20 protein-coding genes are annotated in these 17929 nt (G+C 69.3%); 12 read left to right on the top strand and 8 right to left on the bottom strand.

Annotation, left to right across the window (positions count from 1 at the left end; genetic code table 11):
* Positions 1-163: 163 nt before the first annotated feature.
* From IEY36_RS16410 to IEY36_RS16400, 3 genes are all read left to right on the top strand, one after another.
* Positions 164-883, top strand: coding sequence for a cysteine hydrolase family protein (locus tag IEY36_RS16410; protein ID WP_188968551.1), 720 nt, complete (start codon positions 164-166; stop codon positions 881-883).
* Between the two features lie 49 nt (positions 884-932).
* Positions 933-2501, top strand: coding sequence for a regulator (locus tag IEY36_RS16405; protein ID WP_188968549.1), 1569 nt, complete (start codon positions 933-935; stop codon positions 2499-2501).
* A 122-nt stretch (positions 2502-2623) separates the two neighbouring features.
* Positions 2624-4006 (top strand): alpha/beta hydrolase family protein, encoded by a 1383-nt coding sequence (locus IEY36_RS16400; RefSeq protein WP_229681365.1) that lies wholly within the window; start codon positions 2624-2626, stop codon positions 4004-4006.
* A 15-nt stretch (positions 4007-4021) separates the two neighbouring features.
* On the opposite strand, the gene IEY36_RS16395 is transcribed toward IEY36_RS16400, so the two are convergent.
* From IEY36_RS16395 to IEY36_RS16375, 5 genes are all read right to left on the bottom strand, one after another.
* Entirely contained in the window at positions 4022-4303 is a 282-nt protein-coding gene (locus IEY36_RS16395) for a cytochrome c (RefSeq protein ID WP_188968547.1), read from the bottom strand.
* Positions 4300-5496, bottom strand: a complete 1197-nt coding sequence (locus IEY36_RS16390) for a molybdopterin-dependent oxidoreductase (protein WP_188968545.1) — start codon at positions 5494-5496, stop codon at positions 4300-4302. Before IEY36_RS16390 ends, IEY36_RS16395 begins: the two co-directional genes overlap by 4 nt.
* A gap of 77 nt (positions 5497-5573) precedes the next feature.
* Positions 5574-6548 carry an alpha/beta fold hydrolase gene (locus tag IEY36_RS16385; RefSeq protein ID WP_188968543.1) on the bottom strand — a complete coding sequence of 325 codons (975 nt, stop codon included), beginning with the start codon at positions 6546-6548 and terminating at the stop codon, positions 5574-5576.
* Positions 6549-6720: 172 nt separating this feature from the next.
* Entirely contained in the window at positions 6721-7557 is an 837-nt protein-coding gene (locus IEY36_RS16380) for an alpha/beta hydrolase family esterase (RefSeq protein WP_188968541.1), read from the bottom strand.
* A 72-nt stretch (positions 7558-7629) separates the two neighbouring features.
* Complete coding sequence (locus tag IEY36_RS16375) at positions 7630-7992, bottom strand: low affinity iron permease family protein (protein WP_188968539.1); 363 nt, start codon at positions 7990-7992, stop codon at positions 7630-7632.
* A 268-nt stretch (positions 7993-8260) separates the two neighbouring features.
* On the opposite strand from IEY36_RS16375, the gene IEY36_RS16370 reads away from it, so the two are divergent.
* Positions 8261-8461, top strand: coding sequence for a hypothetical protein (locus IEY36_RS16370; protein ID WP_188968537.1), 201 nt, complete (start codon positions 8261-8263; stop codon positions 8459-8461).
* Between the two features lie 50 nt (positions 8462-8511).
* On the opposite strand, the gene fabG is transcribed toward IEY36_RS16370, so the two are convergent.
* Genes fabG through fabD form a run of 3 tightly spaced genes read right to left on the bottom strand, consistent with a single transcriptional unit; the run spans position 8512 to position 10686 of the window.
* Positions 8512-9252 carry a 3-oxoacyl-[acyl-carrier-protein] reductase gene (fabG, locus tag IEY36_RS16365; protein WP_188968535.1) on the bottom strand — a complete coding sequence of 247 codons (741 nt, stop codon included), beginning with the start codon at positions 9250-9252 and terminating at the stop codon, positions 8512-8514.
* Positions 9239-9712 (bottom strand): GNAT family N-acetyltransferase, encoded by a 474-nt coding sequence (locus tag IEY36_RS16360; protein WP_188968533.1) that lies wholly within the window; start codon positions 9710-9712, stop codon positions 9239-9241. Before IEY36_RS16360 ends, fabG begins: the two co-directional genes overlap by 14 nt.
* Positions 9713-9726: 14 nt before the next feature.
* Positions 9727-10686, bottom strand: coding sequence for an ACP S-malonyltransferase (gene fabD / locus IEY36_RS16355; protein WP_188968531.1), 960 nt, complete (start codon positions 10684-10686; stop codon positions 9727-9729).
* Positions 10687-11119: 433 nt separating this feature from the next.
* On the opposite strand from fabD, the gene rpsF reads away from it, so the two are divergent.
* From rpsF to alr, 8 genes are all read left to right on the top strand, one after another.
* On the top strand, positions 11120-11599 hold the full coding sequence (gene rpsF, locus IEY36_RS16350; protein ID WP_188968529.1) for a 30S ribosomal protein S6: 480 nt from the start codon (positions 11120-11122) through the stop codon (positions 11597-11599).
* Positions 11600-11605: 6 nt separating this feature from the next.
* Positions 11606-11884: a 30S ribosomal protein S18 gene (gene rpsR, locus IEY36_RS16345; RefSeq protein ID WP_188968527.1), complete on the top strand. Its 279-nt coding sequence runs from the start codon at positions 11606-11608 to the stop codon at positions 11882-11884.
* Positions 11885-11908: 24 nt separating this feature from the next.
* On the top strand, positions 11909-12814 hold the full coding sequence (locus IEY36_RS16340) for a YybS family protein (protein WP_188968525.1): 906 nt from the start codon (positions 11909-11911) through the stop codon (positions 12812-12814).
* The gene (rplI, locus tag IEY36_RS16335) at positions 12811-13380 is read left to right on the top strand and encodes a 50S ribosomal protein L9 (RefSeq protein ID WP_188968523.1); all 570 of its coding nucleotides are present in this window, start codon (positions 12811-12813) and stop codon (positions 13378-13380) included. Before IEY36_RS16340 ends, rplI begins: the two co-directional genes overlap by 4 nt.
* A 197-nt stretch (positions 13381-13577) precedes the next feature.
* Positions 13578-14798 carry an SAM-dependent methyltransferase gene (locus IEY36_RS16330; protein WP_188968521.1) on the top strand — a complete coding sequence of 407 codons (1221 nt, stop codon included), beginning with the start codon at positions 13578-13580 and terminating at the stop codon, positions 14796-14798.
* Positions 14799-14877: 79 nt separating this feature from the next.
* Positions 14878-16395, top strand: a complete 1518-nt coding sequence (locus IEY36_RS16325) for a replicative DNA helicase (RefSeq protein ID WP_188968519.1) — start codon at positions 14878-14880, stop codon at positions 16393-16395.
* Positions 16388-16852 (top strand): GNAT family N-acetyltransferase, encoded by a 465-nt coding sequence (locus IEY36_RS16320; RefSeq protein ID WP_188968517.1) that lies wholly within the window; start codon positions 16388-16390, stop codon positions 16850-16852. Before IEY36_RS16325 ends, IEY36_RS16320 begins: the two co-directional genes overlap by 8 nt.
* Positions 16849-17928, top strand: coding sequence for an alanine racemase (gene alr / locus IEY36_RS16315; RefSeq protein WP_188968515.1), 1080 nt, complete (start codon positions 16849-16851; stop codon positions 17926-17928). Before IEY36_RS16320 ends, alr begins: the two co-directional genes overlap by 4 nt.
* The last annotated feature ends 1 nt before the right edge of the window (position 17929 follow it).

The raw sequence follows: 17929 nt of genomic DNA, 5'->3' as shown, positions 1-17929 counted from the left end.
GATAACTTTTCCCACCCTACCCCGCCAGCAAAATCGGCAGCGTGCCCGCCGCTTGCATGCATTTGGTGCAGCGCAGCAGCCGCCACCCCTTGCATACAGCCGCGTATACAGTTTGCACGCCGCTTGCATGACCCTCCCGCATCCCATTGCGAGGGTGCGCCGCATGCTGATCGCGATCCCTGCCGAACCGTCCGATTTCGCGCTCGACCCCGCGCGGGCCGCGCTGGTCATCATCGACATGCAGCGCGACTTCCTCGAGCCCGGTGGCTTCGGGGAGACGCTGGGCAATGACGTCGCGCTGCTGGCCGCGGCGATCGGGCCGTGCCGGGCGATGCTCGATGCGGCGCGCGCCGCCGGGATGCTGGTGATCCATACGCGGGAGGGTCATCGGCCGGATCTGTCGGACGCGCCGCCGGCAAAGGTGGCGCGTGGGGCGCCGTCGAAGCGGATCGGGGATCCGGGGCCGATGGGGCGCATCCTGGTGCGTGGGGAACCGGGGCACGAGATTGTCGCGGCGCTGGCGCCGATCGCGGGCGAGCCGGTGATCGACAAGCCCGGCAAGGGCGCCTTCTACGCGACGGAGTTGGAACCGATGCTGCGCCATCGCGGCATCGAGGCGCTGCTGGTCGCCGGCGTGACCACCGAGGTCTGCGTCCACACCACCGTGCGGGAAGCCAATGACCGTGGCTTTCGCTGCGCCGTGCTGGGCGATGCCTGCGCCTCCTACTTCCCCGCATTCCACGCGGCGGCGCTGGCGATGGTCAGCGCGCAGGGCGGGATATTCGGCTGGGTCACCGACACCGGGCGCGTGATCGACGCGCTGGCCGCGGGGGCGGAACCGCTCCCGGCCGGGTCGAACGAGCCACTTCACGCGTCCGGGTGAGTCCACCCGGTCGGGATCTGTCTAGCGCATCGCAGGAAAGGGACAGGGCATGACGACGACGACCGCCAAACCCGCGCTCTGGACGCCGGGGGATTGGAACGCGCTGTTCGGCTTCGGCACGAACATCCTGGTCAATCTGCTGGTACTGACGGGGCTGCTGCGCTTCGTGCTGCAACTGCCGCCGGAGATCGTGTACGGGCGCATCCTGCCCGCCGCCGGGCTGATGATGGCGCTGTCCACCTGGTACTACGCGTTCCTGGCGTACCGGCTGGCGGCGCGGACGGGGCGGGATGATGTGTGTGCCCTGCCCTCGGGCATTTCGGTGCCGCACATGTTCATCGTGGTGCTGGTGATCATGCTGCCGATCGCGCAGCGGACGGGCGACCCGATCAAGGGTTGGGAAGCCGGGCTGACCTGGGTGTTCATCCAGTCCTTCATCCTGATGGCCGGCGGTTTCGTCGCGCCGCTCATCCGGCGCATCACGCCGCGCGCGGCACTGCTCGGCACGCTGGCGGGCGTGTCGATCACCTTCATTTCCATGCGGCCGGCGCTGGAGATGTTCATGACGCCGGTGATCGGGCTGGTGTGTTTCGGCATTGTGCTGGCGGCGTGGTTCGGCGGGTTGCGTTATCCGCGCAACATCCCGGCCGGGCTGGTCGCGATCGGCTTCGGCATGGCGGTGGCGTGGCTCGCCGCGCTGTTCGGGTTGGGGATCGGTGGGCGCAGCCTGACGGCGCTGTTCGATGGGCTGTCGAATATCGGCTTCTCGATCCCGCTGCCGGCGGTGGGCCATGTGTTCGGCGGCTTCGAGTTCCTCGGCATCATCCTCGTCACCGCGATCCCTTTTGGCATCTACGATCTTGTCGAGGCGATGGATAATGTGGAGAGCGCGGAGGCGGCGGGCGATGCCTTCCCGACGACGCGCGTGCTCTCCGCCGATGGGGCGGTCAGCCTGATCGGCTGCCTGATGGGCAACCCCTTCATCAACGCGGTCTATATCGGCCACCCGGGCTGGAAAGCGATGGGCGGGCGGATCGGGTATTCGGCGGCGACGGGCCTGGCCGTGCTGGTGGTGACCTGGCTCGGCGTGGTGTCGGTGTTGCTTGACCTAGTGCCGGTCGTCGCGATCTCGCCGATCCTGCTGTACATCGGGATGCTGATCGGCGCGCAGGCTTTCCAGGAGACGCCGAAATCGCACGCGCCGGCGGTGGTGATCGGGCTGGTGCCGCATCTGGCCGCCTGGGCGAAGACGCTGATCGACGGGGCGCTGGGGGCGGCCGGGACCAATGCGGCTGCGGTGGGCATGGACAAGCTCGCCGGGCTTGGCGTGCTGTATCCGGGGCTGGAGGTGTTGGGCGAAGGGGCGATCCTGTCGGGGCTAATTCTCGCGGCGATCGTGGTGTTCATCATCGAGCGCGATTGGCTGCGAGCCTCGGCTTTCGCCGGATCGGGGGCGGTGCTGACCTTCTTCGGCTTCATGCATGGGCCGGCGGTGGGCTTCGGCGTCACGCCCGCGGTGGCGCTGGCCTATGCGATGGTGGCGGGCTTCCTGTTCGCCTGCGCGCGGTGGCCGGTATTGGCGATGGGGATGGAACCGAAGGCGGCGGCGGCGGAATAACGCCTCGCCGGTTCATCGCGAAACTGTGGCGCAACCGTCGGGCATTGCGCGGTGTGTATCGGGGTAGGGTGACCGCCCCGTTGCCACCGCGCCGGGTCAGGCGCCCGACTGGAATTGCACCAATGGACAAGCCAACCGACACGCCGATGATTGCGCGTGCCACCGATGATGTCTCCGGCGCGATGCGCCGCGCTTTCCTGGGCGGGCTTGGCGGCGTGGTGCTGGCGCAGCGTCTGGCCGTGCCGGCCTTGGCGGCCCAGGCCACCCCGGCCGCGCAGCGTGCGAGCCTGGACAATGCGGTGACGCTTGGCGTGGCGCGGCTGAACCAGCTGGTCACGGAACAATACGCGGTGTTCAACGAGGGCAATGTGCTGCGGCCCTTCGATGTCGCGACCTATGGCGCGGCCTCGGATATCCGCCTCCAGCGCATCACCACCTGGACGCGGGTGCCGGAGACCGGCGAGTCGGTGAAGGTCAGCGGACTGCTCGCCGTGCCGGCGGCGGCCACGGGGCGGCTGCCGGTGGTGTGCTGGCAGCATGGCACGTTGCTCGGCTTCGGTCCGGTGCCGTCCAACCTCACGCTCGTTGCGGCGCCGGACTACGTACTGCGCGATGCCGATGATTCGATCGAGACGCTGTTCGTCCTGCAGCGTCTCGCGGCCAACGGCTATGCGGTGATCGCGGCGGACTACATCGGCAAGGGGCCGTTTCGCGACGGGCGTTCGGAACCCTTCCTGGTGAAGGGCGCGACGACGCAGTGCTGCATCGACATCCTGGATGCCGGCCTGGCGGGGATGCGCGGGCTGGGGCTGGAGCCGGGGGCGCTGTTCCTCGATGGCTGGTCGCAGGGGGCGTTCAACACGCAATGGCTGGCGCAGGAACTACAGCGCACCGGCCGGCCGGTGCGCGCTTCAGCGGTTCAGAGTCCGTTCAACGACCTGAGCGAGACGGTGCGGTTCTGGACCGGCCTCGATACCTACGCGCCGCCGACCGCGGCACCGTACCCGGCGCGGCCCGCCTGGGGGACGCTGGTGCTGATCATCCTGCTGGGCAGCCACGAGACCTATTACGGCATGGACGGGCTGATGGAAGCGGCGGTGCGGCCGGAATACCAGGCTATGGCGGCGAAATACTGGCGCGACTATGCGCTCGACGTCGACCGGTCGAAGCCCTTCCCGACCACCGAGGAACTGCTGGTCGAGGGCATGCAGCAGCGCTTCACCGCCGAGGTGAACAGCCGGTTCCTGCGCCAGATGGCGAGCAACCGCGCGACCTATTGGGATTATGCGGCGCCGATGCGGCTCTATTACGGGTTGGCTGATGAGGCGATCCATCCGGCACTCGCGCAGCGGCCGCTTCCTGCCGGCGGGGCGAGGATCGATGGCGTCGCCGTGCCGGGGGCGAGCCATCGGGTGACTTTCCTCGCCAGCCTGTATGGCGCGGGGGCGGAGGTGGCGGGCCAGCCCGACCTGCTGCGCTGGTTCAACACGCATCTGGCCGGGTGAAGCGACGTCCGTACGTCAGCGCGCGCCGTATTGCGCGGTGAGGTAGGCGATGATCGCCGGGATATCCTCACGCGCGATCGGCGCGTGGAAGACATCGACCATCTTGTTCACCTCAGCCGTCCACTGGGCCTGGGTGAGGAAGGGCGAGTTCATCGGGATGTAGGCCAGGGTGTGGCAGGCGCCGCAATTGTCCATCACCTGGTCGCGGCCCGGGCCGGGGCGCAGTTCGGGTTCCTCGGCGCGCGCGACGGTGGTGACGGCCAGCGCGAGCGCGGCGGCGATGAGCGCGGTTCTCATGACGCGGTGACCTCCAGCGTCTGGATGACGTTGTGGTGGTAGCCGGCCGGGTTGGGCACGAGCTGCGCCACCTGCACCTGCCCGGCATTGCTGGTGGCGCGCACCATCGCCTGCACCGGCCCTGCCCGGCCTGGCTGCAGGCGCATCGTCCAGGAACGGAAGGCGTAGGGGCCGAGGTCCTCGCCCAGCGTCGCCGGCCGCCAGGTCTGGCCGCGGTCGGTCGAGACCTCGACGGTGCGGATGCCGTGGCCGCCATCCCAGGCGATGCCCTCGATGTCGAAGCCCGCGGCCGGAACGCGCGCACCGTCCTGCAGGTTGGTCACCAGAGAATTCACCATGATCTGGGTGATCGGCTCATTCCCCGTGGTGACCTGCGAGGCGAAGGGCATGTCTGTCGGGAACAGCCCGCGCGGCACGCGATAGGCCGCCTTCATCCAGAAATTGTCTTCCGGCGTGGTGCGCAGCGCGATGCGGTTTACGTGCTTCATCCAATAGGTCGCGGTCCAGCCCGGCACCACGACGCGCAGCGGGAAGCCGTTGTAGTGCGGCAGCGCCTCGCCGTTCATCTCCCAGGCGAGCAGCGTGTCCGGGTGCATCGCGCGGGCCAGCGGGATGGATTTCAGGAAGTCCGGCGTTTCCTCCACCACCGCGCTGTCGGCGCCATTGAAGGCGACTTCCAGCGCGCCCGGCTTGACCCCGGCGCGGACGAGCACGTCGCGCAGCCGCACGCCGGTCCAGCGCGCATTGCCCATGGCGCCGATGCCCCATTCGACACCGGGGACATGCGGCTGGAAGAGGCCGCGCCGGTTGCCCGAGCATTGGCAGACCGCGGCGATCGTCACCGGGGCGAAGTCGCGGCGCAAATCATCGAGCGTCAGGGTGAGGCTGCGTTCGGCGCCGTCGCCGCCGATCTCGAGGCGCCAGTCGCGCAGTTCATCCATGTCGGGGATGACCGAGAGATGGTAGCGCACGAAGAAGCGGTCATTCGGCGTGATGGCGGTGCGGAAGGCGTCGAGTGGCGTCTCGTAATTCGGCGGCCGGTCGGTGAGTTCGATGAGGTCCTTCTTGCCCGGCGGCGCGCCCATGCGCGCGATCTGGCGCGTGCCCTCGGGCAGCCTCGGGTCGAATTGCGCGAATGCCGGGCGGGATGCCGCCAGCATCGTCGCGCCCGCGAGTAGGTCCCGCCGTCGCATCACCGTTCCTCCCTGACGCGCTACGTGTCGCGCAGCGGCGGGAGGGTAGCGCGGCGACTAGATGCGCATCTACTAAATTACTGTTCAGCTCCGGCGTGCCACAGGCCCTTCGCCGCCAGCCAATCCTGCACCAGGGCGGCGACCTCGTCGCTGTTGCGGTCCATCTGGATCATGTGGCTGTTGCCGCGGATGCCGCGCGCCGGCAGATCCACCACATCGACGCTGCCGCCGGCGGCGCGCACCGCCTCGGCGAAGGCGATGCCCTTGGCGCGGATCGTTGGCCAGCGCGGGTTGCCCTCGATGTAGTCGCCATAGAGCATCAGCACGGGAATGGCGGCCAGGGCGGCGGCCTTCTCGGCCAGGCCGGTCGAGGCGGGTTCCACCAGCACCAGCGCACGCACCTTGTCGGGCCATTCCTGCGCGGCGCGCCATGCGAAGAATCCACCCTGGCTGTGGGCGACCACGACCGAGGGGCCGACGCGGTCAAGCAGCGCGCCATAGGCCGCCAGCGTCAGCGCGTCGGTGGAGGTGAAGCGCGGCACGCATTGGCGGATGAAGTTGTGCCAGGATGCCGCGTCGCCGGGGAACTGGTTGCCGGGCAGCAAGGCGCCGTCCTGCGGCGTGCCGGTGCCGATGCGGAAGCGCGTCCATGGATTCTCGACCGTGATGGTGACGGGGATGCCGCCGGTCTCCTCGGGGATGCGCATCCAGCCGGAGCGGCCGCGTTCCACCGCATCGGTGACGATGACCTCCCAGCCCTGGCGGGCAAAGAAATGCTGCCAGCCCTCGCGGCCATCGGGCGTGGTCTCCCAGCAGGCGCCGGTCAGGCCGCCGCCATGCCACAGCATCAGCGGCAGGGTGCCGCGCCGGGGCTCGGGGGTCATGTATTGCGCATACATGGCGCCGACCAGGTAGGTGCCGTTGGGGTCGAGCTGCGCCGGGGCGCTGCCGGGGGTGAAGAGCACCTCGCGCAGCGGTTCGCCGCTAACCGCGACCTCCTGGCCGCCGACATGGAAGGAGCCCCAGCGGGCCAGGGCGAGCGGTCGGGTCATGAAGCGGGCCTCACAGGGTGGTGTCAATCAGCGCGGCGAGTTCGTTGCCGCAGAGGGTGTCGAAGGCGCCGCCATCGCCGGCCATCCATGCCGGGTCGTACTTGCTGGCCGGTGAGGCGGTTGGCTGGCCGGGTGATGATCGGCGCCCGGCCGCCGGGGTTCAATGCCCTGCTCACCAGCCCTTGATGGCGGCGAGTTCACGCCAGGCGCGCACCACATCCACCGGGCGCAGATCATGCGCGCCCGGGTGCAGGCAGAGTTCCAGCACGTGGCCCTGCGCATCGGTGCGGCGGGTGCAGTCGAGGTCGGCAGCGTGGCTCTCGACCGGCGCGCCGAAATGGCCCCAGGCGGCGTAGCGGCGGAACACCTCGAAGACATCGCCTTGGCTGGTGTCGCGGATGGCGCGGCCGTGCAGCGGCACGGTGGGGTCCTCGGTGCCATGGGCGTGCAGGATGGTGGCCGGGCCGGTCGGGCAGGACTCCGGCAGCGGGTTCCAGAAGGTGCCGGAGACCGGGGCGAAGCCGGCGAAGAGGCCGGCGCGGTTGCAGGCGAGGTTCCACACCAGCATGCCGCCGGCGGAGAAGCCGCTCGCCATGACGCGGTTCGGGTCGATGGGGAAGCGGGTGGTGGCATCGGCGATCACGGTCTCGATGAAGGCCATGTCGTCGATGCCTGCGCGCGAGCCGCCGGGCTGGCCCGGCAGGTTCCAGCTGAGGCCGTCCGATTGCGGGGTGATGAGCGCGACGCCGAGGCCGATGACGGCATCGGCGACCGCGGCATCGGCCATCATGTTGGCGGCGGTGTCGCGATAGCCATGGGCGAGGAGGATGGCGCCGATGCGGGCGCCACCGGCCGGCAGCGGCGGCAGGCGGATGCGGTAGCTCCGGGTGCCGAGCATGCAGTCGGTATCGGCGCCGCAGGCCTGCGCCGGGGCGGCGGGCAGCAGCGCCAGCGACAGCAGCAGCAGGAGGGCGCAGCCGAGCGGCTGCATCATGCGTCGAGGGGACAAGGCGCGGCTTCCGGGGCGGTCGCGCGCCGAGCATAGAGGATTGCGCGGGCCGGCCAACCGGGGCCGGCGTGGTCAGTCGGGGGCCGCGTCGCGCAGCGTGTCGAAGCGGCGCTTCACCGCGTCGAGCTGTTCCTCGGTGCTGTCTTCGAGCGAGATCATCTGGTCCTTCGCGCCCTCGGTCGCGCGGATGAGTTCGTCAAGCTTGAGCTGCAGGGCGCGGGTGTCGCGGTTCTGAGTGTTCTGCATCACGAAGACCATCAGGAAGGTGATGATGGTCGTGCTGGTGTTGATGACGAGCTGCCAGGTGTCGGAGAAGCCGAACATCGGCCCGGACACCCCCCACAGCAGGATGAGCGTGACCGCGCCCAGGAAGGTCGAGGCGCGTCCGGCCTGACGGCCTGTCCATTGTGCCAGGGCTTCGAAGATCTTGGACATCGCGTGGCTCCCAGGTGCCGCGCGCGGCGCGGCGGCAAAGCTGGAACACGGGCGGCATGGCGGCGGTTTCGTGACGAATCGGACAGGCAGGTCGGCCGCGGCGGGAAGCGCCGGGGACCGCCCGCCTCGCCGGCAAAGGGCCAATCGACGCGTCGGTCCGCAACCTCGGCTCCCGACACGCGTTCGTTATTTTGTTCGCTCACACAACGAGCGTGAAAAGCCGACCGACATCCCACGGGACGATGGCCGGCGGTTGGAGTAACCGACGATGACCATTTCGCTTCGCGCCGCGTCCTGTCTCGCGGCCCTTGGCCTGCTCGGCCTGGGTGCGTGCACCGTCAACAACCCGCCGGCGGCGACCCCGGTCGTGGTGCAGCAGCCTGTCGCGCAGCCAGGGACCGTCATCCAGCCCGGCACGACGACCTATGTGCCGCCGGGCTCGGTGGTGGTGCCGCCCGCGCGCTACTGACGCCGTCGCTGCGAGACCGCGATGCCCGGCATGATCCGGGCGTCGCGGTGTCAGATCATGGCCATCCCGCCATTCACATGGATGGTCTGGCCGGTGATCCAGCCGGCTTCGGTGCTGGCGAGGAACACCACCGCGGCCGCGATGTCCTCGGGCGTGCCCATGCGCTGCGTCGGGATGCGCGAGAGCAGGGCGGTCTTCTGCGCCTCACCGAGCACATCCGTCATCGCCGTCTTCACGAAGCCGGGGGCGACGACGTTCACCGTCACGCCGCGCGTCGCCACTTCCTGGGCGAGCGACTTCGACATGCCGATCAGCCCGGCCTTGGCCGCCGCGTAGTTCGCCTGGCCCGCATTGCCGGTCACGCCGACGATGGAGGCAATGGAGACGATGCGGCCGCTGCGCTTCTTCATCATGCCGCGCAGGGCGGCGCGTGCCAGGCGGAAGGGAGCGGTCAGGTCGACTTCCAGCACCGCGTTCCAGTCGGCATCGCCCATGCGCAGGGCGAGCATGTCCCGCGTAAAGCCGGCATTGTTGACCAGGATGTCGAGGCCGCCCGCTTCCGTCTCGATCTTCTCGACCAGCGCGGCGGGCGCGGCCGGGTCGGTCAGGTCGGCCGGGGCGATGATGACGCGCGCGCCGCCCAGGGCTTCCGCCACGCGGGCGAGTTCGGCCTCCCGCCGGCCGGTGATGGCGACCGTAGCACCCTTGCGGTGCAGCGCGGTGGCGATGGCCTCGCCGATGCCGCCCGTGGCGCCGGTGACGATGGCGGTCTTGCCTTCAAGACTGAACATGATCTGGACTCCCTGGCGCGCCCGCGGGCGCGGCGCCGTCGAGGCGTTTGGACATGAAATAGCGGCGCATGCCCGGCGGCATGTCCTCGATTGTTCCGAAGACCCGGTAGCCATGCCGCTCATAGAACGGCCGCGCCTGGAAGGAGAAGGTGTCGAGATGCGCGCCGATGCAGCCACGCGCGACCGCCTCGGCTTCCGCCCGGCGCAGCAGCTCGCCGCCAAGCCCCGTCCCGCGCAGATCGTCCGGCAGATGGAGCACGCTCACGAACAGCCAGCCAAACGAGGTACCGCCGAGCAGGCCGCCGGCGATCTCGGTGCCGCCCTCGCGCCGGATCAGCAGGTTGAGCGGCCGGTAGCCATGCGGCCCGGCGATCCGGGCATTGAAGTCGAGGAGGCCCGCGACGACGGCCTTCGCGGCCGCCGCGTCTTCGCTGTCGTTCAGTTCGATCGCGACTGGCACGCGCGCGTTGCCGGCTAGAGCGTCTTGAGGAAGGCTTCGACATCGGCGGGCGTGCCGATGGCGAGCGCCTTGGCGTCGGGGGCGTTGCGCTTCATCAGGCCGGTCAGCACCTTGCCGGCGCCGACCTCGACGAAATGGTCGCAGCCCATCGATGCCATGGCGATGACGCATTCGCGCCAGCGCACCGTGCCGGTCACCTGCTTGACCAGCAGGTCACGGATCTCGACCGGGTCGGTCGCCTTGGCGGCGGAGACATTGGCGACCACGGGGACGATGGGCGCGCGCAGGTCGGCCTTGGCCAGCGCCTCGGCCATCGCGTCGGCGGCCGGGGCCATAAGGGCGCAATGGAAGGGGGCGGAGACTGGCAGCAGCATGGCGCGCTTCACGCCTTCGGCCTTGGCGATCTCGATGGCGCGCTCAACCGCGGCCTTGGCACCGGAGATGACGACCTGGCCGCCGCCATTGTCGTTGGCGGCCTCGACCACCTCGGCCTTGCCGGTTTCGGGATCGGGGGCGGCCTTTTCGCAGATGGAGCGGGCGAGGTCGATCTCGGCGCCGAGCAGGGCGGCCATCGCACCGGTACCAGGGGGGGTCGCCTGCTGCATCGCCTCGCCGCGCAGGCGCAACAGGCCGGCGGCGGTGGCGACGTCGAAGGCGCCGGCGGCGGTCAGCGCGCTGTATTCGCCGAGCGAGTGGCCGGCCACCAGGGCGACGCGTTCGGCCAGGCGAAAGCCGCCCTCGGCCTCCAGCGCGCGGACCACGGCGAGGGAATGGGCCATCAGTGCGGGCTGCGCATTGGCGGTGAGCGTCAGTTCCTCCTGTGGGCCTTCCCACATGAGGCGGCTGAGCTTCTGATTCAGCGCGTCGTCCACTTCCTGGAAGACGTGGCGGGCGGCCGGGAAGGCCTCGGCGAGGTCGCGGCCCATGCCCACGGCCTGGCTGCCCTGGCCGGGGAAGACGAAGGCGAAAGCCATGTTCGCGCGTTTCCGTGTTGTTTCAATCGGGTGTGGCCGCGCGGGATGCGGTGCAGGGGCGCGCTTGTCAACTGTACTGTGCCCTTAGGCGTCGGGCGCCGCGCATTCGCGCGGCTTGGCTGCGCGCCGTGTGATGGCGGCACCGGGGGCGACGGGCGGGTTGGCCGCGGTCGCGCTGTGCGCTCCTGGGTGCTGTTTGACCTCGGACGACGGGCGCGGTCGCTGTCTACGCGATGGCACGGGCGACAAATTGGCCGGGTGGGTGCATGGTGGCAGGGTCGAGGTGGCACCCCTGGTACAGCGAGGCCTTGCCTTCGCCCCCCCGACTGTGCTTAACGCCGCCTCCCCTGCCGGGCGCGAGGCAAGCGCCCGGCTATGCCCGTTTGCGCGCCCTATTCCGGGGCCAGGGCTGAGCCAGCCATAGGGAGATCACATGCCGCTCTACGAATGCGTGTTCATCGCACGCAATGACATCACCCAGCAGCAGGTCGAAGCGATCGCCGAGCAGGTCACCGCGCTCATCGCCGAAGGCGGTGGCGAGGTGAAGAAGCAGGAATACTGGGGCCTGCGCGGGCTCGCCTACAAGGTGAAGAAGAACCGCAAGGCGCATTATATGCTCCTCGGCATCGACTCGCCCGCCACGGCGCTGCCCGAAGTCGAGCGTCAGCTCGGCCTCAACGAAGACGTGCTCCGCTCGCTGATGATCCGTGTCGAGGCGCTCGACGAAGCCCCCTCCGCCGTGCTGGCGAAGCGTGGCGACGACCGTGAACGCGACCGCGGCTTCCGTGGCCCGCGCCCGGCCGGCCGCTTCGGTTCGGGCCGCACCGGCGGCCGTGAGCGCAGCGACGACCGTGAGGAATTCCGTGCTCGTCCGCGTGACGAGATGGATGGCCCCGGCGGGATGGAGGAGTAAGCCAGCATGTCCGATTCCACTGATATGACCCCCGCTGGCCGTCGCCCGGCCGTTGGCGCCCGCCGTCCGTTCTATCGGCGCAAGAAGTCCTGCCCCTTCTCCGGGCCGCAGGCGCCGAAGATCGACTACAAGGACGTCCGCCTGCTGTCCCGTTTCCTGAGCGAGCGCGGCAAGATCGTCCCGTCCCGCATCACGGCGGTGTCCGGCAAGAAGCAGCGCGAGCTGGCCCAGGCCATCAAGCGTGCCCGCTTCCTGGCGCTGCTGCCCTACGTCATCAACGACTGAGGACGGGGGGCGGGGCGATCCGTCATGGGCAGCATGCTCGGCAATCCGCGCTGGCTGGCGGGAACGGCGGCGGGCCTCACGGCCGCCATCCTCTCGCTGTGGGCCATGCGCGGGCTGCCGCTCGGCTTCGCGGCCTTCTGGCTGACGCCCCTGCCGCTCTTTGCCGCGGGGCTGGGCTTCGGCCCGGCTTCCATGGCCTGGGCGGCCGGATTGGCTGCGGTGATCCACGTCGCGGTCTCGGGGATGCTGCCGATGGCGGTGTTCCTGGTCGGCTTCGCCGTGCCGGCGGTGCTGATCGTCACCCTCGGCTTCCGCCAGGGGCGCATCGACACAGCGCTGCCGCTGGCGCTGCTCGGCATCTGGCCGGCTATCGTCATCATGGCGGCCGGGCTTGCCTTCGCGGGCATTCCCGGCGGGCTTGAAGGCGCCATCCGCGCGGCCGTGGTCCAGGGGCTGCATCGCATGGGGACATCGCCCGACCAGGTTCCGGTCCAGGAACTGGTGCAGGTGATGGCCGCGGCGATCGGCTTCTGGATGGCGATCTCGCTCTCGGTCAACGGGGCAGCCGCCCAGTCCGCCCTGGTGCGGATGGGCTTGGCCCTTGCGCCGACGCCGCGCTGGAGCGCGGTGCGGCTGCCCGGATGGTACCCGGCGCTGACCGGGGCCGGGGCCGCCGCCTGGCTGGTCTTTGGGGGGGAGGGCGACGTCGTCGCCCTTTCCGTCATGATGGTGCTGCTGCTGCCGGTGTTCCTGCAGGGGATCGCCGCCATCCATCGCCGCTCGGCCGGACGGCCGGGCCGCCACTTCATGCTCGGCATCTTCTATGCCGGGCTTGTCATCCTCAGCGTGCCGGCCGCAGTCGCGGTGACGGCCTTCGGTTTCTACGAGCAATGGGGGCGGCGCACGAGCCCGCCCGGAGGCACAACATGATCGAACTCATCCTGATGCAGCGCGTCGACAAGCTCGGCCAGATGGGCGAGCTGGTGAAGGTGCGCCCCGGCTACGCGCGCAACTTCCTGCTGCCGTCCGGCAAGGCCATCCGCGCCAACAAGGAGAACCTCGCCCGCTTCGAGCGTGAGCGCGTCCAACTGGAAGCGCTGAACATCAAGCGCCGCGAGGAAGCCGAGCGCGTCGGCGAGCGCGTCGCCGGCCTGTCGGTGACCATCATCCGCCAGGCGGGTGAGAGCGGCGCGCTGTACGGTTCCGTCTCCACCCGCGACATCGCGGAGAAGTGCAGCGAAGCCGGCCTGACGGTGACGCGCGACCAGGTGCTGCTGCCGCATGCGATCAAGTCGGTCGGCGTCACCACCGTGCAGGTTGCGCTGCACCCGGAAGTCTCGATCCCGGTGGCGGTGAATGTCGCCCGCTCGGTCGAGGAAGCCGAGAAGCAGGCCCGCGGCGAGCGCGTGGAAGCCGAGGACGAGGCCGAGGCGGCGAGCCTCGAGGCCGAACTCGCAGCGGAACTGGCGGCCGGGCAGGCCGACGCGGACCACTGAGGGTATCCTTCTCCCCCATCGGGGCGTGAAGCCGGAGGGGCACTGCCCTTCCGGTCATCGCCGCGAGGGGGAGCCGGGGCCTTTGGCGTCGTGACCGGGCGCCAGGCACGCGCGCGTGATGCTGCCTGACGGCCAAAATCCTTTTCCTGCGGCCTGATGTCCTGCAATGATTTCCTCCAAGCCTGGAGGAGCCTTGCATGCTTTTCCACTTCGCTCTCAAGCGCCTGATCCGGCACGGCACTCTGACCGTGCGATATCCGGACGGCACGCTGCGCCGATATGGCAGCGGATCCGGCCCCGAGGCCGCCATGCATATCGGGACGAAGCGGGCCCTGCGCGGCATGACCTTCAACCCCGCCCTCGCCTTCGGCGAAGCCTACATGGCGGGTGAGATCGAGCCGGAAGGCTGTTCGCTCTTCGCCCTGCTCGACCTGTTCATCCTCAACATGATGAACGGCGGCACGCATCCGGCCGAACGCGCGATGGAGATGTTCCGACTGGCGCGGCGCCGGCTGGACCAGCTCAACTCCGCCGGCCGGTCCAAGCGCAACGTCGCGCACCACTACGACCTGAACGGGCGGCTCTACTCCCTGTTCCTCGACCGGGACCGGCAGTATTCCTGCGCCTACTTCGCCACCGGGACAGAGACGCTGGAACAGGCGCAGGCCGCCAAGAAGCGGCATATCGCGGCCAAGCTGCACCTGCACCGCCCGGGGCTGGACATCCTCGACATCGGCTGCGGCTGGGGCGGCATGGCGATCAGCCTGGCGCGCGACTGGGGCGCGCGGGTCACCGGCATCACCCTGTCGACCGAACAACTCGCCGTCGCGCGGCAGCGGGCCGAGGAAGCCGGGCTGTCGGACCGGGTCCAGTTCGAATTGATGGATTACCGCGACTGGACCCGACCGGTGGACCGCGTCGTCTCGGTCGGCATGTTCGAACATGTCGGCATTGACCACTATCGCCGTTTTTTCCGCGCGGTGCGCGATGCTCTTAAGGAAGACGGGGTCGCGCTGATTCATGCCATCGGCCGGTCGGAGGGGCCGGGGTCCACCAACCCCTGGCTGGCGAAGTACATCTTTCCCGGCGGGTATTCCCCTGCCCTGTCCGAAGTGTTGCCGCGGATCGAGAAGGCCGGCCTGCTGGTGACGGACATCGAGGTGCTGCGCCTCCATTACGCGGAGACAATCGCGCAATGGCGGGCGCGCTTCGCCGGCAATCGCGACACCATTGCCAGCCTGACCGATGATCGTTTCTGCCGCATGTTCGAATTCTACCTGGCAGGCGCGGAACTCTCCTTCCGGCACATGGGGCATATGGTCTGGCAGGTGCAGTTGACGCGGCGGATCGATGCGCTGCCGCTGACGCGCGACTACATGCTGGAGGCGGAACGGGTGGCGGCGCGCGCGCAGCCGTGAGCGGTCATCCCCGCTATCCCCAGGCCGAGGCGGGAATCGCCGGCGACCGGGAGGGCCCGGGCGCGCTATACGATCAGCGATGAACAGCTTCGACGCGACGACCCCGAATGACGGGCTGCTTGGCCTGTCGCAACGACTTCCGCCGTCCAACCTCGCGGCCGAGCAGGCGCTGCTCGGCGCCCTGCTGGCCAACAACAAGGCCTATGAGCGGGTCTCGGAGTTCCTCGCTGCCGAGCATTTCGCCGACCCGATCCATGGGCGGATCTACCAGGCGATCCAGCGGCGGGTCGAAGCCGGGCAACTGGCCGATGTCGTCACGCTGCGGGCAGAATTCGAGCATTCCGGGCTGCTCGATGAAGTGGGCGGGCCGGCGTATCTCGCGCAGCTGCTCTCGGCGATGGTCGGCATCATCAATGCCGGCGAGTATGGGCGCGTCGTCTATGACGCCTATCTGCGGCGGCAGTTGATCGACCTCGGTGAGGTGGTGGTGAACCGCGCCTTCGGGGCGGAGGCGGAACTCGACGCCAAGGGCCAGCTCGAAGCCGCCGAGCAGGCGCTGTTCGAACTGGCCAAGGAGGGCGGCGCGGGCGATGGCGGCTTCGTCTCCTTCGAACGCGCGCTGACCGTCGCGGTCCAGCATGCGGAGAAGGCGTTCAGTACGCCAGGCGGCGTCTCGGGCCTGCCGACCGGCTTGCGCGACCTTGATGCCAAGATGGGCGGGCTGCATCCGTCGGATTTGCTGATCGTCGCCGGCCGGCCAGGCATGGGCAAGACGGCGCTCGCCACCAAGGTGGCCTTCGGCGCGGCCAAGGCCATCCTGCGCGAGGCGCGCGAGACGGACCCGAATGCCGTGCCGCGTGGCGGCTGCGCGATCTTCTCGCTGGAAATGAGTGCGGATCAGCTCGCGACGCGCCTGTTGTCGGAGGAGGCGCGCATCTCGGGTGACCGCATCCGCCGTGGCGAGATCGGCCAGCGCGACTTCGATCGTTTCGTTGAAGTGAGTCGCGAGATTTCAGCCCTGCCCTTGTGGATCGACGATACGCCGGCGATCACCATCTCGGCGCTGCGCACGCGCTGCCGGCGGCTCAAGCGGACGAAGGGGCTCAATCTGGTAGTGGTCGACTATCTCCAGCTGATGCGGCCGGCGGCGGGGACGCGGCCGGAGAATCGCGTGCTGGAAATCTCGATGATCACCCAGGGACTGAAGGCGATCGCCAAGGAATTGTCGGTGCCGGTGATCGCGCTGTCGCAGCTCTCGCGCGCCGTCGAATCGCGCGAGGACAAGCGGCCGCAGCTTTCCGACCTTCGCGAGTCCGGCTCGATCGAGCAGGACGCCGATGTGGTGATGTTCGTCTATCGCGACGACTACTACCTGATGCAACGCGCGCCGAAGGAACTCGCCTTCGACAATCCCGAGAAGTTCCACGACGCCGTCGACAAATGGCAGAAGGACATGGAAATGGCGCACAACAAGGCGGAGCTGATCATCGCCAAGCAGCGTCACGGCCCGACCGGTTCGATCAAGCTGTTCTTCGAGGCGGAGTTCACCCGCTTCGGCGACCTCGACACCACGCATGACGAGCCGATGCGTGACTGAGGCCGTGATCGTTCGCCTGGCGCGGCCTGCCGACTACGATGCCTGGCTACCGCTCTGGCTTGGCTACAACGCCTTCTATGGACGCGAAGGGGCGACCGCGCCGGCCGAGGCGATCACCCGCCTGGCCTGGCGGCGCTTCTTCGACGCGCTGGAGCCGATGGATTGCCTGGTGGCGGAGGTGGAAGGCCGGCTGGTCGGCCTCGCGCATCTGATCTTCCACCGCAACACCTCGCTGGCGGGTAGCACCTGTTATCTGCAGGACCTGTTCGCCGCGCCGGATCTGCGCGGCCGCGGCGTCGGGCGCGCGCTGATCACCGCGCTGTACGACCATGCCCGTGCGGCCGGGGCGGAACGGGTCTATTGGCACACCCATGAGAGCAACGCGCAGGCGCGGCGGCTCTATGACCAGGTCGCCGCGCATGGCGGCTTCCTGCTGTACCGCAAGGACCTCGGATGAGTGCTGCCGCGACGTTGATGGTAGACCTGACGGCGATCGTCGCCAATTGGCGGGACCTCGCCGCGCGCGGGGCGCCCGGCGCGGTGGCCGGGGTGGTGAAGGCGGATGCCTATGGCCTCGGCGCGGCCGAGGTCGGGCCGGCGCTGCGGGCGGCGGGGTGCCGGCATTTCTTCGTCGCCCTGCTGGGCGAGGGCATCGCCCTGCGCGCGGCGATCGGGCCCGGGCCGATGATCGGTGTGCTCGGTGGTTTCGCGCCTGGCGCGGATGGCGATGCGGCGCTGACGCCGGTGCTGAACTCGCTGGGCGACGTGGCCGCGCATGCGGCGGCGGGGCGCGCGGCGGGGGTGGCGCGACGGGCGATCCTGCATGTCGATACGGGGATGGCGCGGCTCGGGCTCGATGCGGCGGAGCTGGCGCTGGTCTCGGCGGATCATGGGATGCTGGCGGGGCTCGATCTTCATTATGTGATGACGCATCTCGCCTGTGCCGATGAACCGGCGCATCCGATGAATGCGGCGCAGGCGACGCGCTTCGCGGCGGCCTGTGCGGGGCTGCCGAAGATGCGGCGGTCCTTCGCCAATTCCTCGGGGATGTTCCTCGGGGCGGATTTCGCTTCCGACCTCGCGCGGCCGGGTTGCGCGCTGTACGGCATCAATCCGACGCCGGACCATCCGAACCCGATGCGGCCGGTCATGCGGCTCGAAGTGCCGGTGCTGCAGCTGCGCGACATACTGGCCGGCACGCCGGTCGGGTATGGCGCGACCTGGACGGCGTCGCGGCCGACGCGGATCGCGACGGTTGCGGCGGGCTATGCGGATGGCTACCTGAGGAGTCTGTCGGGCCATGCCGTGGCCGAGTTTCGCGGCCGGTCCGTTCCCCTCGTGGCGCGAGTATCCATGGACCTGACCACCTTCGACGTGACCGACCTGCCGGAAATCGCCCCCGGCGACCGCCTGACGCTGATCGGTGGTGACGGGTGCAGCCCGGATGAGGTCGGCGCGCGGGCGGGCACCATCGGGTACGAGGTGCTGACCAGCCTCGGTGCACGCTACGCCCGCGAATACCTGCGGGGCTGAG

It is taken from the genome of Neoroseomonas lacus (assembly GCF_014644535.1).
GTDB classification, from domain to species: Bacteria; Pseudomonadota; Alphaproteobacteria; order Acetobacterales; family Acetobacteraceae; genus Neoroseomonas; species Neoroseomonas lacus.
This window is presented reverse-complemented; position numbering and strand designations above follow the sequence as displayed.